This window comes from Escherichia sp. MOD1-EC6842 (genome assembly GCF_002965705.1).
Taxonomy (GTDB): Bacteria; Pseudomonadota; Gammaproteobacteria; order Enterobacterales; family Enterobacteriaceae; genus Escherichia; species Escherichia ruysiae.
In genome coordinates, this window is sequence record NZ_PTRF01000005.1 from 24,764 (window position 1) to 39,123 (window position 14,360).

Annotated in this window: 13 protein-coding genes; 7 read left to right on the forward strand and 6 right to left on the reverse strand. The window is 53.4% G+C overall.

The window, feature by feature from the left end:
- Window positions 1-7 precede the first annotated feature (7 nt).
- On the forward strand, window positions 8-67 hold the full coding sequence (ibsE, locus tag A7Z29_RS07445; RefSeq protein ID WP_001387082.1) for a type I toxin-antitoxin system Ibs family toxin: 60 nt from the start codon (window positions 8-10) through the stop codon (window positions 65-67).
- A 119-nt stretch (window positions 68-186) separates the two neighbouring features.
- Here the strand turns inward: ibsE and hldE are convergent, their stop codons facing one another.
- Genes hldE through ygiF form a run of 3 tightly spaced genes read right to left on the reverse strand, consistent with a single transcriptional unit; the run spans window position 187 to window position 5,832 of the window.
- A complete protein-coding gene (gene hldE / locus A7Z29_RS07450; protein ID WP_000869176.1) occupies window positions 187-1,620 on the reverse strand; it encodes a bifunctional D-glycero-beta-D-manno-heptose-7-phosphate kinase/D-glycero-beta-D-manno-heptose 1-phosphate adenylyltransferase HldE in 1,434 nt (477 codons plus the stop codon).
- Window positions 1,621-1,667: 47 nt separating this feature from the next.
- A complete protein-coding gene (gene glnE, locus A7Z29_RS07455) occupies window positions 1,668-4,508 on the reverse strand; it encodes a bifunctional [glutamate--ammonia ligase]-adenylyl-L-tyrosine phosphorylase/[glutamate--ammonia-ligase] adenylyltransferase (RefSeq protein ID WP_105290047.1) in 2,841 nt (946 codons plus the stop codon).
- A gap of 22 nt (window positions 4,509-4,530) precedes the next feature.
- Window positions 4,531-5,832 carry an inorganic triphosphatase gene (gene ygiF / locus A7Z29_RS07460; RefSeq protein ID WP_105290048.1) on the reverse strand — a complete coding sequence of 434 codons (1,302 nt, stop codon included), beginning with the start codon at window positions 5,830-5,832 and terminating at the stop codon, window positions 4,531-4,533.
- Between the two features lie 241 nt (window positions 5,833-6,073).
- Between ygiF and A7Z29_RS07470 the strand changes: the two genes are divergently transcribed.
- Together A7Z29_RS07470 and cca are read left to right on the forward strand one after the other, a co-directional pair.
- Window positions 6,074-6,694 (forward strand): TIGR04211 family SH3 domain-containing protein, encoded by a 621-nt coding sequence (locus A7Z29_RS07470; protein ID WP_001125317.1) that lies wholly within the window; start codon window positions 6,074-6,076, stop codon window positions 6,692-6,694.
- A gap of 63 nt (window positions 6,695-6,757) precedes the next feature.
- A complete protein-coding gene (gene cca, locus A7Z29_RS07475; RefSeq protein WP_000708487.1) occupies window positions 6,758-7,996 on the forward strand; it encodes a fused tRNA nucleotidyltransferase/2',3'-cyclic phosphodiesterase/2' nucleotidase/phosphatase Cca in 1,239 nt (412 codons plus the stop codon).
- A gap of 162 nt (window positions 7,997-8,158) precedes the next feature.
- Here cca and bacA read toward each other — a convergent pair whose 3' ends face one another.
- Window positions 8,159-8,980 (reverse strand): undecaprenyl-diphosphate phosphatase, encoded by an 822-nt coding sequence (bacA, locus tag A7Z29_RS07480; RefSeq protein WP_001305111.1) that lies wholly within the window; start codon window positions 8,978-8,980, stop codon window positions 8,159-8,161.
- A gap of 90 nt (window positions 8,981-9,070) precedes the next feature.
- Window positions 9,071-9,439 carry a bifunctional dihydroneopterin aldolase/7,8-dihydroneopterin epimerase gene (gene folB / locus A7Z29_RS07485; RefSeq protein ID WP_010347879.1) on the reverse strand — a complete coding sequence of 123 codons (369 nt, stop codon included), beginning with the start codon at window positions 9,437-9,439 and terminating at the stop codon, window positions 9,071-9,073.
- A 104-nt stretch (window positions 9,440-9,543) separates the two neighbouring features.
- Between folB and plsY the strand changes: the two genes are divergently transcribed.
- On the forward strand, window positions 9,544-10,161 hold the full coding sequence (gene plsY / locus A7Z29_RS07490) for a glycerol-3-phosphate 1-O-acyltransferase PlsY (protein ID WP_001272794.1): 618 nt from the start codon (window positions 9,544-9,546) through the stop codon (window positions 10,159-10,161).
- Between the two features lie 12 nt (window positions 10,162-10,173).
- On the opposite strand, the gene ttdR is transcribed toward plsY, so the two are convergent.
- Complete coding sequence (gene ttdR, locus A7Z29_RS07495; protein ID WP_000935221.1) at window positions 10,174-11,106, reverse strand: L-tartrate utilization transcriptional activator TtdR; 933 nt, start codon at window positions 11,104-11,106, stop codon at window positions 10,174-10,176.
- Window positions 11,107-11,312: 206 nt separating this feature from the next.
- Here ttdR and ttdA point away from each other — a divergent pair, with 206 nt between their 5' ends.
- From ttdA to ttdT, 3 genes are read left to right on the forward strand one after another with little or no spacing between them, the layout of a single operon-like run.
- On the forward strand, window positions 11,313-12,224 hold the full coding sequence (ttdA, locus tag A7Z29_RS07505; RefSeq protein WP_000986723.1) for a L(+)-tartrate dehydratase subunit alpha: 912 nt from the start codon (window positions 11,313-11,315) through the stop codon (window positions 12,222-12,224).
- Window positions 12,221-12,826: a L(+)-tartrate dehydratase subunit beta gene (gene ttdB, locus A7Z29_RS07510; RefSeq protein ID WP_000722957.1), complete on the forward strand. Its 606-nt coding sequence runs from the start codon at window positions 12,221-12,223 to the stop codon at window positions 12,824-12,826. The genes ttdA and ttdB overlap by 4 nt, the downstream gene beginning before the upstream one ends.
- Window positions 12,827-12,874: 48 nt before the next feature.
- Window positions 12,875-14,338: an L-tartrate/succinate antiporter gene (gene ttdT / locus A7Z29_RS07515; protein ID WP_105290049.1), complete on the forward strand. Its 1,464-nt coding sequence runs from the start codon at window positions 12,875-12,877 to the stop codon at window positions 14,336-14,338.
- Window positions 14,339-14,360: the final 22 nt, after the last annotated feature.

Consider the following 14,360-nt stretch of genomic DNA (forward strand, 5'->3'; position numbering starts at 1 on the left):
AAGGGTTATGATGAAGTTCGTCATCATACTGGTTGTGTTGTTACTGTTAAGTTTCCCGACTTACTAACAACTCATCAGAGGGGGGAGAAATCCTCCCTTACCCTTGTTCCTTTACTCTAGGTTGAAAAAACAACAGCGTCAATAGGCCTGCCAGGTACGAAACGAGATCTGTGAACCGCTTTCCGGTTAGCCTTTTTTATCCTGTTGGATCTTCTTGATGATATTGGTCGTCGAGCAACCGTCTTCAAAGTTGAGCACCAGCACTTCACCGCCGTTGGCCCAGACTTCTTCACTCCCGGCGATCTCTTCCGGTTTATAGTCGCCGCCTTTCACCAGCAGATCTGGCAAGATGCCGGCGATCAGGCGCTGCGGCGTGTCTTCTTCAAACGACACCACCCAGTCGACAGCTTCCAGTGCGCCCAGCACAATCATACGCTGTTCGAGCGGGTTAACCGGACGAGAATCCCCTTTCAGTCGTTTGGTGGAAGCATCGCTGTTCACTGCGACAATCAGGCGGTCACCCAGTTTGCGGGCGTTTGCCAGATAGGAGACATGCCCGGCATGGAGAATATCGAAGACGCCGTTGGTCATTACCACTTTTTCACCGCGTTTACGCGCCGCCGCTACGGCCAGCTTCAGTTCCTCTTCGGTCATCACGCCAAAGCCGGTGTCCGCACGTCCACGCACCGCGTTTTCCAGCTCAATCGGCGAAACCGTGGAGGTTCCCAGTTTGCCGACCACTACGCCCGCCGCCGCATTGGCAAAGAAGCAGGCTTCTTCCAGCGAATTACCCGCCGCCAGTGTTGCCGCCAGTACACCAATTACCGTGTCACCCGCACCGGTAACGTCATACACTTCCTGCGCCTGGGTTGGCATATGCAGCGGCGCTTTACCCGGTTGCAGCAGCGACATACCCTGCTCTGAACGGGTCACCAGCAGCGCAGAAAGTTCGTAATCGGCAATCAGTTTCATGCCACGTTCAACAATCTCTTCTTCGGTCTTACATTTACCGACAACGGCTTCAAATTCTGAGAGATTTGGCGTCAGCAGCGTAGCGCCACGGTAACGTTCAAAATCGGTGCCTTTTGGATCAATCAGCACCGGAACGCCCGCCTTACGCGCCAGTTGGATCATCTGCTGCACGCTTGCCAGCGCACCTTTGGCGTAGTCAGAAAGCACCAGCGCGCCAATCGAACTTAGCGCCTGATTAATCCGCTCATGCAGCGGCTGCGGATCAACACCTTCGAAACCTTCTTCGAAATCCAGGCGGATCAACTGTTGGTTACGGGAAAGCACCCGCAGTTTGGTGATGGTCGGATGCGTTGGCACAGAAACGAAGTCGCATTTTACGTTGACGTCCGCCAGTGATTTACTCAGCGCACGCGCCGCATCATCAATACCGGTCAACCCGACCAGGCGAGCGTTAGCACCAAGAGAAGCGATGTTCATCGCCACGTTGGCTGCGCCGCCCGGACGTTCTTCAATGGTATTAACTTTAACCACGGGCACCGGCGCTTCCGGCGAGATACGGCTGGTGGGACCGTACCAGTAACGATCCAGCATCACATCACCAACCACCATCACTCCTGCACGTTCAAACTCTGGCAGCGTTACTTTCATTCCTGTCTCCTGAGAGATTCAAAATTTGCGCGCGATAATATCACACTTCATTCCTCCACCAGCCACTTCTGCCAGCTTGCCCGCACCAGTTCACGCTCTGCGGTGAAGCACTCCTCCGGCACATGACCCGGTAATTCCTGTAACGCCAGATGATGAAGTTCATCGCGCAGCGTCGTGTAAGCACGGGTCAGCGCCATCGCTTCCTGCTCTTCCATAATGTCGTTTTGCGCCAGCAGTTCCAGAATGCGCACGTTGTCTGACCAACGCGTTAACTTCGGTTTTTCATGAGCGTAGCGCAACACCAGATATTGAGTAATAAATTCGATATCGGTAATTCCGCCTTCATCGGCTTTGATATCAAAGCGATCGCGATGTTTATTGCCGAGATGAGCGCGCATTTTCTCACGCATTTCCCGTACTTCCGTTTGCAGAGTTTTACTTTCACGCGGCAGCATCATAATTTCCCGACGCACCGCGTCAAAGTACGCAGTGAGCTGTGGATCGCCATATACCACACGCGCACGAACCAGTGCCTGATGTTCCCACGTCCAGGCCTCGTTTTTCTGATAATCAGCAAACGCTTCAGCGGATGTCACCAGCATTCCCGCAGCCCCGGACGGACGCAGCCGCGCATCCACTTCGTACAAAATGCCGGAAGAAGTGCGCGTACTAAACAGATGCATAATGCGTTGCGCCAGACGCAGATAAAATTGCCGCCCATCGATTTCCCGCTCGCCGTCAGTCATCGAATCCATTGGGCAATCATGGAGGAAGATAAGGTCAAGATCGGAACTGTAACCTAACTCCCAGCCGCCCAGCTTACCGTAGCCGACCACCGCAAAACCACGGCCTTCACGTTCGTTTAAGTGATTCGGTTTACCGTAGCGGGCGACCATTTGAACCCACGCCTGCTGAACGACAGCATCTATCATGGCTTCCGCCAGCCAGGTTAAGTGATCGCTCACTTTCATCACCGGTAGCGTACCGGCGATATCCGCTGCGGCGATGCGTAACAGCTGCGCCTGTTTGAACTGACGCAGCGCCTCAAGCTGTTGCTCTTCGTCATCTTCCGGCACGCGCAGCAAATACTGGCGCAACTCATCGCGGTAGGCATCGGTCGCCGTCGGTTGGTAGAGGGTATTTGGATCGAGCAGTTCATCCAGCAATAATGGATAACGCGCCAGTTGGCTGGCAATCATCGGCGATGCGGCACACAGAGAAATCAAATGCTTAAGTGCCGCCGGAAATTCACTAAGCAACTCAAGATAAGTGGTGCGAGTAACAATCCCCACCAACAAGGCGGTAATGCGCGACAGCGTGACAGCAGCGTCTTCACGCGCACAGACATCACTTAGCAGATATGGCATCAGATGGTCGAGCACCTGACGTCCTCTCGGCCCGATTGTGCGCTTATCCAGCTCTTTGCGGAAATCAGCAATCAGCGTCAGCACCTTTTTGCGATCATCTTCGCTAAGATGCGCCAGCACTGGCGTAGTGTCATCTTCCTGCAACGCATCCTGCCACAGCTCACGCCACTGTTCCGACAGCGACTCTTCCTGAGTTTCGCTTTCATCGTCGCCAATCAGTTCATTAAATACCCGGCGCACATTGGTCATATGTCCGGTCAACGCCCCGGTCAATTGCGACCAGTCAGCGAAGTCCATCGCCCACGCCAGCCGCGCACGGTTAAGCTCATCAGCGGGAAGAGTCTGGGTTTGTTCGTCGTTAATGCTTTGCAGTAGGTTTTCCAGACGCCGCAGGAACAGATATGCCACTCGCAATTGTTCGGCATCATTTTCAGAAAGCAGATGCAGTGCGGCAATGGCGCTGAGTGTCGGCAGTAAAGAGCGCGATTGCAGCGACGGTTCACGTCCGCCGCGAATGAGCTGGAACACCTGGACGATAAATTCAATTTCGCGAATACCGCCCGCGCCAAGTTTGATGTTGTCGGTCAAACCGCGTCGACGCACTTCACGGGCAATCATCCCTTTCATGTTGCGCAGCGACTGGATGACGCTGAAATCGATGTAACGGCGGAAAACAAACGGACGCAGCATCGCACGCAATTCGTTAGCATAGACGCCATCGCTATCGCCCATAATCCGCGCCTTGACCATCGCATAACGCTCCCAGTCGCGCCCCTGCTCCTGGTAATAATCTTCCAGCGCCGCAAAACTCAACACCAGCGGGCCGCTTTCGCCAAACGGACGCAGACGCATATCCACGCGATAGACAAAGCCATCTTGCGTCGGTTGATCCAACACTTTAATCAGCCGCTGGCCCATGCGGGTAAAGAACTGAGCGTTATCCAGTTCGCGGCGTCCGCCCTGCGTACAGCCATGTTCCGGCCAGGCAAAAATCAGATCGATATCTGAGGAGAAATTCAGTTCCCCACCGCCCAGCTTACCCATGCCTAAAATCAGCAGCGGTTGCGCTTCGCCCTGCGCATTGCACGGCGTTCCCCACTCGCGACAGCAGGCTTCATATAGCCAGTCACGCGCCGCGACAATCAGCGTCTCCGCCAGATGGCTGAGCTGCTGCAAAATGCTCTCTTCAGTCACCAGCGCCAGAGTTTGCGCCCAGGCGATGCGCACCATAATGCGCCGCCGGAACAGCCGCAGCTCGCGCATTAAACTGACTTCATCGCTTACATCACTGAGCGCCTTCTGCAACCATGCAGCGTAATGCTGCCATTCGTCGGCCTGCGGCGGCTGGCTTTCCAGTTCCGTTAGCCACTCTGGATGCGCAATTACGCTGTCCTGCACAAAATCACTAAAAGTAAGTACTGACTTCGCCTGTGTGCTAAGTGATTCCTCGGCTAAAGGCGCTGGCAGCCGCTCAACAACGGTCTGCCAGTACTGCTGTAACGGTGAAGAGAGCGGCTTCATAAGCGATTTTATCCTTGCCTGATTAACGTTTTCCGCTGTGCAACCAGAACGGTTCCTGATTGTTTGCCTCATTACGGAAATGTTCAATTTCAATGCGTTGCCCGGTCGCAATGGCGTGACGCAGTCCCTGCCAGTTCTCCAGCCAGGCTTGCGCAACGAGAGGATCGTAGTAACCCGCCAGCAACAGTATTGAGTCAATGTCACGCGTCAGACGTGGTAACTGGTCACGGTAGCGATCGCCCAACGGTTGGCAAAAAACGCTTTTCAGTTCAGCGGCATGGCGGGAAAGATGGATATCGGCAAAGCGTTTAAAGGAGTCGCTCATTTTACTTTGCGCTTTGGCATCTAAAAACGGCTGCCAGGCTTTGCTGACCAGCCATTCGGTCAACGCCAGTTTCGCCATCGCCGTTTCGGTAGAGTAGACCGCCGTCACGGCAGAAACCGCAGACGCAATCGTCGCTTCGCATTGGGTCAGCAGGTCACGTAAGTGAGTGCTCGCTTTTCTTGGCACAATACCACCGAACAGCATCAGCGTATGGCGAACAAGACCGATGGCTGCCAGCACCTGCTCTTTCGCCGCATCGTTGCCGCGCACCCACAGCTCTTCATGATATTGCCATTGCGCTAACGCCAGCTCCAGCGCCGCTTCCAGCCCCTGTTCCACATCGGCTTTTGCCGCAACATGCAGAATGGTGGTAGGTTTGATTTCACGCGTGGGATTGCCCTGCGCCAGATGATAGCCACGCGCTGCTTTACTCAGGCTGCCCTGGCGTAATCCGGTTTGCGATACCAGTTGGTTCGCCAGTTTCAGCACCGCGCGCGTTTCACCGCTAAGCAGCTCCAGTTCCAGCTCACAGATAGGTTCAGCAAATTCACCGGCTTTCACCTCGCCCTGATCGAGAGCGATTTCAATCTGGCTGCCATCGACCTCCACCAGCCATTTTTCGCGATAAAAATCGGTGCTGAACAGCGGCTGCACGCGGGACGCGAGATCGGCAGGTAACTCACCGTTTGGCCAGACTTCCGTCGGTAACTGCGCCAGATCGAGCGTCGGTTCACTCAACGCCACGTTATATTCCGGGCGCTGGTGCAATCCGCCCGTTACCCGTCCGGCAACTTTCATGGTCATCTCATAGCGACCGTTTTCGCCACGAATACGCAGCCCCATGTCGTGCCCACGCAGCCAGTTATCCGGCGTTTCGTAGTAAATGTTCAGTAACTGCACGGGATCATGATGCTCGCCGCCCAGCGTATTGAGATGGTCACGCAACGCCTCAACGGCACTGTGATTAACAATAAACTTTAATTCGATTTCCTGAGCCATGGCCTTTACTTATCGGTTATGTCACATAAGTGACGATGAACGGCGAACTAAATGCGATCTTTTTTGTCAGTAGATAGTATTTTGCGCCAAATTGCCATGCAACGAGCATTTTGACGGGCGTAAAAGTTTGAGACAGTGGCAAAAGCTGACACAGAGGATTCTGATTGATACCGAATGCTTTGCGCAGCAACACTGATGCCACTACTATCGTTCCACTTTCCATGACAATAACGACAGCCTGATGCCAAAATTACGCCTGATCGCACTAACTTTACTCGCGCTTAGCGCCACTGCCGTCTCTCACGCGGAAGAAAAACGCTATGTTTCTGACGAACTGAATACCTGGGTTCGCAGTGGTCCGGGAGATCATTATCGCCTCGTGGGCACCGTGAACGCCGGTGAAGAAGTGACATTATTACAAACTGACGCCAACACCAATTATGCCCAGGTGAAAGACAGCTCCGGCCGTACCGCCTGGATCCCGTTGAAACAACTGAGTACTGAGCCAAGCCTGCGCTCCCGCGTGCCAGATCTGGAAAATCAGGTCAGAACTCTGACCGATAAGCTCACCAATATCGATAACACCTGGAATCAGCGCACCGCAGAAATGCAGCAAAAAGTGGCGCAGAGCGACAGTGTGATCAACGGGTTAAAAGAAGAAAATCAGAAGCTGAAAAACGAACTGATTGTAGCGCAGAAAAAAGTCGATGCCGCCAGCGTTCAGCTGGATGACAAACAGCGCACCATCATCATGCAGTGGTTTATGTATGGTGGCGGCGTGCTGGGACTTGGCTTGCTGCTCGGTCTGGTATTGCCGCACCTGATCCCAACGCGCAAACGTAAAGATCGCTGGATGAACTAAATCGCCTTCTTCGTTGCACTGTCTTATTATTAGGAATTGTGTATTTGACGAAGGGAAGATGGCGTGAAGATTTATCTGGTCGGTGGTGCGGTTCGGGATGCATTGTTAGGGCTACCGGTCAAAGACAGAGATTGGGTGGTGGTCGGCAGTACGCCACAGGAGATGCTCGACGCGGGCTACCAGCAGGTAGGCCGCGATTTTCCTGTTTTTCTGCATCCGCAAACGCATGAAGAGTATGCGCTGGCACGTACCGAACGGAAATCCGGTTCCGGTTACACCGGTTTTACCTGCTATGCCGCACCGGATGTCACGCTGGAAGATGATCTTAAGCGTCGCGATCTGACCATTAATGCGCTGGCCCAGGACGATAACGGCGAGATTATCGACCCGTACAACGGTCTGGGCGATCTGCAAAATCGTCTGTTGCGCCATGTTTCCCCCGCTTTTGGCGAAGATCCGTTACGCGTACTGCGCGTGGCGCGTTTTGCTGCGCGTTATGCCCACCTTGGTTTTCGTATTGCCGATGAAACTCTGGCGCTGATGCGCGAGATGACCCACGCAGGTGAACTGGAACACCTGACACCTGAACGGGTGTGGAAAGAGACGGAAAGCGCCCTCACCACACGCAATCCGCAAGTTTTCTTCCAGGTATTGCGTGATTGCGGCGCACTACGCGTTTTATTCCCGGAGATCGACGCGTTGTTTGGTGTCCCCGCTCCGGCGAAATGGCACCCGGAAATCGATACCGGTATTCACACCTTAATGACGCTCTCAATGGCGGCGATGCTGAGTCCGCAGGTCGATGTCCGTTTCGCAACTTTATGCCACGATCTCGGTAAAGGACTGACGCCGCCAGAACTCTGGCCGCGTCATCATGGTCATGGCCCGGCGGGTGTTAAGTTAGTGGAACAACTATGCCAGCGTCTGCGCGTGCCAAATGAAATTCGCGATTTAGCCAGACTGGTGGCTGAGTTTCACGATCTCATCCACACCTTCCCAATGCTGAACCCAAAAACCATCGTCAAATTATTTGATTCCATTGACGCCTGGCGTAAACCGCAGCGTGTCGAGCAACTGGCGCTGACCAGCGAGGCTGACGTGCGCGGCAGAACCGGTTTTGAATCGGCGGACTACCCGCAAGGCCGCTGGTTGCGCGAGGCCTGGGAAGTGGCACAGTCAGTACCAACAAAAGCCGTCGTTGAAGCGGGATTTAAAGGTGTGGAGATTCGCGAGGAGCTGACCCGACGGAGGATTGCGGCGGTAGCCAGCTGGAAGGAACAACGTTGCCCAAAGCCTGAATGAGTATAAAACTAAACGTTAGCACGAACCGTCCCCTCGCCCCTTCGGGGAGAGGGTTAGGGTGAGGGGAACAGACCAGCACCGGTGCGAACAATCACCCTCACCCCGGCCTTCTCCCTACAGAGCGAGGGAGAAAACCAGGCCTGCTCCCGAACCTTTTCTCAATCAAAAGAACACAACGTACACCGCAGCCGCCACAATAAAGCGATAAATGGCGAACGGGATAAACGAAATGCGCTTAATCAGTTGCAGGAAGGTTTTAATCGCAATCAGTGCCACTACGAAGGCGGTGATAAACCCAACGGCAAACATCGGGATATCGCCGGTTGTCAGGAAGCCCCAGCTTTTGTAGAGATCGAGCGCCGTTGCGCCCATCATCATAGGCACCGCCAGCAGGAACGAGAACTCGGAAGCAGCGTAACGGCTCACCCCCATCAGCATCCCACCTGAAATGGTCGCCCCGGAACGGGAGAAACCCGGCCACAGCGCCAGACACTGGAAACAGCCAATCATAAACGCCTGACGATACGTCATATCATCCAGACCCGGCGCACGCGGCTCTTTCGGCTTCAGGCATTCAGCGGCAATCAGCAACAGACCGCCAACAACCAGCGCATACATCACATTTATCGGGTTAAACAACGACTTAATCGTATCGTGGAACAATAGCCCCAGTACCACCGCCGGGATCATCCCCAGCAAAATGTGGATCAGCGTTAACCGACCTTTGCTTTCTCCTTCGTGCTGCAACGGACGCCCAAAGTGAATGCCAATCAGGCCAAACAGACGCCGCCAGAACATCACTACTACCGCCAGAATTGATCCTAACTGGATCACGACTTCAAAGGTTTTCGCCGTGTCGCCCTCAAATCCCAACAAATGACCGACAATAATCATATGGCCCGTGCTGGATACCGGCAGAAATTCTGTCAATCCTTCGACCACACCCAATATTGCCGCTATCAGCAGCGAGTGCATATCGCTCATCAATAAACCCCTAAATTATAAAAATGTACCGCTTGTCCGAACTACTGCAGTATGACCAGGTTATAACCGTTTGGTTTAACAGCTGTAAAATTAATTATTTTCTTTCAGATTATTGCCACGCTCAATGATGACGCCAACATTCGCCGCACGCGCCACTGCGCCTGGCTTGCTGAGTTTGATACGCACCCACGGCGAGTTAAAGCGAGTCAACAGCAGCTCCGCCACCTCTTCCGCCACGCGTTCCACCAGTGCAAAACGCGCGCCCTCGACGTGGCTGACCACCGTTTCGGCAATGTCAGCGTAGCTGAGACAATCCGCCACATCATCGCTTTTCGCCGCTTTACGGTTATCCCACGCCATTTCGATATCGAACACCAACTTCTGTTCGATGGTCTGTTCCCAGTCGTAAACACCAATAGTGGTGATTACCGAAAGTTGCTCTATAAATACAATATCCATCACGTCCTGCCTGCTTTTTGGCTAACCGGATACCACTTCCGGCGAAATGTGCGTATTATCCACAGATTCATCGTTGAACACGAATTTTCAAAACGGAACAGCTTATGAGTGCAATCGCGCCTGGAATGATCCTCATCGCGTACCTCTGCGGCTCCATTTCCAGTGCCATTCTGGTTTGCCGCTTGTGTGGGCTGCCCGATCCGCGAACCAGCGGCTCCGGCAATCCCGGCGCCACCAATGTGTTACGTATCGGTGGCAAGGGAGCAGCCGTAGCAGTGCTGATTTTCGACGTTCTGAAAGGAATGTTACCCGTCTGGGGCGCGTATGAATTAGGTGTCAGCCCCTTCTGGCTAGGCTTAATTGCCATCGCCGCCTGTCTTGGACACATCTGGCCGGTTTTCTTCGGTTTTAAAGGGGGAAAAGGCGTTGCCACCGCTTTTGGCGCAATCGCACCAATTGGCTGGGATTTAACGGGTGTGATGGCGGGAACCTGGCTGTTAACCATTTTACTCAGCGGTTATTCGTCGCTGGGAGCGATTGTCAGCGCACTGATTGCTCCGTTTTATGTCTGGTGGTTTAAGCCACAATTCACCTTTCCGGTTTCTATGCTCTCTTGCCTGATCCTGCTGCGTCATCATGACAACATCCAGCGTCTGTGGCGTCGCCAGGAGACAAAAATCTGGACGAAATTTAAAAGAAAGCGCGAAAAAGATCCGCAGTGATTTCTGGCAGGTTTACAAAACCTGATAGCCTTCGGCGGGCTTGCCCAGCCGTTGCTGGCACCACGCCGCCAGAAACTCTACGCAGACGCGCAACTTCATACTGCGATAGAGTGGCTCCCGATAGACAGCCCAGATATTGGCGCTTTGTGCATATTCCGGCAATACTCGCACCAGTTTGCCACTCTCCAGAAACGGCAGCACATCCCATTCGGAACGCAGCATAATCCCTTTACCTTCCAGTGCCCATTGCAGCACTATCTCACCGCTGTTGGAGGAAAGATGCCCGCTTACCTTCACCGATTTTTTCTCCTGACCGTTCCCCAACTCCCATATTCCGTGGGTCATATCGCGCTCTTTGGTCACCAGACAGTCATGACGACTTAATTCCTGTAAGGATTGTGGCTGGGAATATTTTTGCAGATACTCAGGTGCTGCGCATAATATTCTTTTATTTTTTGTCAAAAGATGCGCAATATAATAATCAGGGATTTCATCATTAATACGAATATCCAGATCAATATTATCCTGCACTAAATCAATTTGCCGATCGAACAATTCAAAATGCACCTGTAACTCAGGGTAATTGCGCATCAGTTCGGTAATGGCTGGTGCAATATAACTGCGCCCAAAACCAAAACTACAGCCAATACGAATCATCCCCTCCGGGCGCGTTTTGATTTGCGTGACGTCATCGACCAGTCGCTGATATTGGGTGAGGATTTCCAGCGCATGTTCGTAACAACGTTGGCCACTTTCAGTCAGTGCCACGCCGCGAGCGGAGCGGTTAAGTAGCGTCGTTGCCAGCGTGTTTTCAAGGATTTGGATTCGTTTGGTGACAAATGCGGGCGTCTGCCCAAGCGTCGCCGCTGCGGCACTAAAACTGCCGCTATGGACGATTTCTACCAGTACCTGCAAGTCTTTGGCTAAAGGCCAGCTATTCAGCATCGTTAACTATCCGCAATTTTGACTGGCTCAGTGTATTTCGCAAAACATTTCCATTCCCTGCTCTGGCGCAATATTCATTCTTATTTTCGTGTTGATTCACGAACTGTTAATTACATTTTCACGGCGGCAAGAAATATAAAACCACATTTTTAGTGGTAGTTTGTGGTGGTGAATTTTTCCAGACAAATAGAAAAACTGGAGTTGCCATGATGAGCGAATGTAATAAACAACAGGCAGTGAATAAGTTGACGGATATTGTCGCTAACTTTACCGCCATGATTTCTACCCGAATGCCTGATGACGTAGTGGATAAACTAAAACAGCTTCGGGACGCCGAAACGTCGTCGATGGGGAAAATCATCTACCACACGATGTTCGATAACATGCAAAAAGCGATCGACCTGAATCGCCCGGCCTGTCAGGACACCGGCGAAATCATGTTTTTTGTTAAGGTCGGTTCCCGTTTCCCGCTGCTTGGCGAACTGCAAAGCATTCTTAAGCAAGCCGTGGAAGAGGCGACCGTCAAAGCGCCACTGCGCCACAACGCGGTGGAAATTTTTGACGAAGTGAACACCGGCAAAAATACCGGTAGCGGCGTACCGTGGGTTACCTGGGATATCGTCCCCGACGGTGACGACGCGGAAATCGAAGTTTACATGGCTGGCGGCGGCTGCACGCTACCTGGCCGCTCAAAAGTGTTAATGCCATCGGAAGGCTACGAAGGCGTGGTGAAATTCGTCTTCGAAAATATCTCCACCCTCGCCGTAAACGCCTGTCCACCGGTACTGGTAGGTGTAGGCATCGCCACCTCGGTGGAAACCGCCGCCGTGCTCTCACGTAAAGCCATTTTGCGCCCGATTGGCAGCCGCCATCCCAATCCGAAAGCGGCAGAGCTGGAGCTACGCCTGGAGGAAGGACTCAACCGTCTGGGGATTGGTCCACAAGGGCTGACTGGCAACAGTTCAGTGATGGGCGTGCATATCGAATCTGCCGCTCGCCATCCGTCTACCATCGGCGTCGCTGTCTCTACCGGCTGCTGGGCGCATCGTCGCGGTACGCTGCTGGTTCATGCCGATCTCTCCTTTGAAAACCTTTCTCACACCCGGAGCGCGTTATGAAAAAGATCCTGACAACCCCGATCAAAGCTGAAGATCTGCAAGATATTCGCGTCGGCGATGTGATCTACCTGACCGGTACGCTGGTGACTTGCCGCGACGTTTGTCACCGCCGCCTGATCGAACTGAAACGTCCGATCCCTTACGATCTCAACGGCAAAGCGATTTTCCACGCTGGCCCCATCGTGCGCAAAAATGGCGACAAATGGGAGATGGTATCCGTCGGCCCAACAACCAGTATGCGGATGGAAAGTTTTGAACGTGAATTTATCGAACAGACCGGCGTGAAACTGGTGGTCGGCAAAGGCGGAATGGGGCCGCTGACTGAAGAAGGTTGCCAGAAATTCAAGGCGCTGCATGTGATTTTCCCGGCAGGCTGCGCAGTACTGGCGGCAACCCAGGTGGAAGAGATTGAAGAGGTGCACTGGACAGAACTCGGAATGCCGGAGTCGTTGTGGGTCTGCCGGGTTAAAGAGTTTGGGCCGCTGATTGTCTCTATTGATACCCACGGCAACAACCTGATAGCCGAAAACAAAAAGCTGTTCGCCGAACGCCGCGATCCCATCGTGGAAGAGATCTGCGAGCACGTCCACTACATCAAATAACCCTCACGGAGAGGTTCGCCCCCTCTCCTTTTTCGCAGGCATAACACGATGAAACCTTCCACTGAATGGTGGCGATATCTCGCACCGCTGGCGGTCATCGCCATTATTGCTCTACTTCCGGTTCCCGCAGGGCTGGAGAGTCATACATGGCTCTACTTTGCTGTTTTTACTGGCGTGATCGTTGGACTGATCCTCGAACCCGTGCCTGGTGCCGTGGTGGCGATGGTGGGTATATCCATCATCGCCATACTCTCTCCCTGGCTGCTGTTCAGCCCGGAGCAGCTCGCTCAGCCAGGCTTTAAATTCACTGCAAAATCCCTCTCGTGGGCCGTTTCCGGTTTTTCTAATTCGGTTATCTGGCTGATTTTCGCCGCCTTTATGTTTGGCACTGGCTATGAAAAAACCGGACTTGGACGTCGCATTGCGCTGATTCTGGTGAAAAAGATGGGGCATCGCACGCTGTTTCTCGGCTATGCGGTGATGTTCTCCGAGTTAGTCCTTGCACCTGTAACACCTTCCAACTCAGCGCGCGGTGCGGGGATTATCTATCCCATCATCCGTAACCTGCCGCCGCTCTATCAATCACAGCCGAACGACAGCAGTTCGCGCAGCATTGGCTCCTACATCATGTGGATGGGGATTGTTGCCGATTGTGTGACCAGCGCCATTTTCCTGACGGCGATGGCACCTAACTTGCTGCTAATTGGACTGATGAAAAGCGCATCTCACGCCACGCTGAGTTGGGGCGACTGGTTCCTCGGGATGTTGCCGCTCAGTATTTTACTGGTTCTGCTGGTTCCCTGGCTGGCTTACGTGCTATACCCACCGGTACTGAAGTCTGGTGATCAGGTGCCGCGTTGGGCAGAGACGGAGCTGCAAGCGATGGGGCCACTCTGTTCGCGTGAAAAACGGATGCTGGGGCTGATGGTGGGCGCGCTGGTTCTGTGGATTTTCGGCGGTGATTATATCGATGCTGCGATGGTCGGTTACAGCGTGGTGGCACTGATGCTGCTTCTGCGCATTATCAGCTGGGACGATATTGTCAGTAATAAAGCAGCGTGGAACGTTTTCTTCTGGCTGGCCTCGCTAATCACCCTCGCCACCGGACTCAACAACACCGGTTTTATTAGCTGGTTTGGCAAACTGTTAGCAGGCAGCTTAAGCGGTTATTCGCCGACGATGGTGATGATGGCGTTGATTGTGGTGTTTTATCTGCTGCGCTACTTTTTTGCCAGCGCCACGGCGTATACCTCCGCTCTCGCGCCGATGATGATTGCCGCCGCGCTGGCGATGCCGGAAATCCCGCTGCCGGTGTTCTGCCTGATGGTTGGCGCGGCAATTGGTCTGGGGAGCATTCTTACGCCATACGCCACCGGGCCCAGTCCGATTTACTACGGTAGTGGTTATCTGCCAACGGTGGATTACTGGCGACTGGGGGCGATTTTTGGGCTGATATTCCTCGTGTTGCTGGTGATTACCGGCTTACTGTGGATGCCCGTGGTGTTGCTTTAAGTGAGGACGGTGCCGGAAATTG

Bases quoted from the DNA above. Each gene is read 5' to 3' on its own strand.
- hldE (WP_000869176.1), bottom strand. From the start codon at position 1,620: ATGAAAGTAACGCTGCCAGAGTTTGAACGTGCAGGAGTGATGGTGGTT.
- glnE (WP_105290047.1), bottom strand. From the start codon at position 4,508: ATGAAGCCGCTCTCTTCACCGTTACAGCAGTACTGGCAGACCGTTGTT.
- ygiF (WP_105290048.1), bottom strand. From the start codon at position 5,832: ATGGCTCAGGAAATCGAATTAAAGTTTATTGTTAATCACAGTGCCGTT.
- A7Z29_RS07470 (WP_001125317.1), top strand. From the start codon at position 6,074: ATGCCAAAATTACGCCTGATCGCACTAACTTTACTCGCGCTTAGCGCC.
- bacA (WP_001305111.1), bottom strand. From the start codon at position 8,980: ATGAGCGATATGCACTCGCTGCTGATAGCGGCAATATTGGGTGTGGTC.
- folB (WP_010347879.1), bottom strand. From the start codon at position 9,439: ATGGATATTGTATTTATAGAGCAACTTTCGGTAATCACCACTATTGGT.
- plsY (WP_001272794.1), top strand. From the start codon at position 9,544: ATGAGTGCAATCGCGCCTGGAATGATCCTCATCGCGTACCTCTGCGGC.
- ttdR (WP_000935221.1), bottom strand. From the start codon at position 11,106: ATGCTGAATAGCTGGCCTTTAGCCAAAGACTTGCAGGTACTGGTAGAA.
- ttdA (WP_000986723.1), top strand. From the start codon at position 11,313: ATGATGAGCGAATGTAATAAACAACAGGCAGTGAATAAGTTGACGGAT.
- ttdB (WP_000722957.1), top strand. From the start codon at position 12,221: ATGAAAAAGATCCTGACAACCCCGATCAAAGCTGAAGATCTGCAAGAT.
- ttdT (WP_105290049.1), top strand. From the start codon at position 12,875: ATGAAACCTTCCACTGAATGGTGGCGATATCTCGCACCGCTGGCGGTC.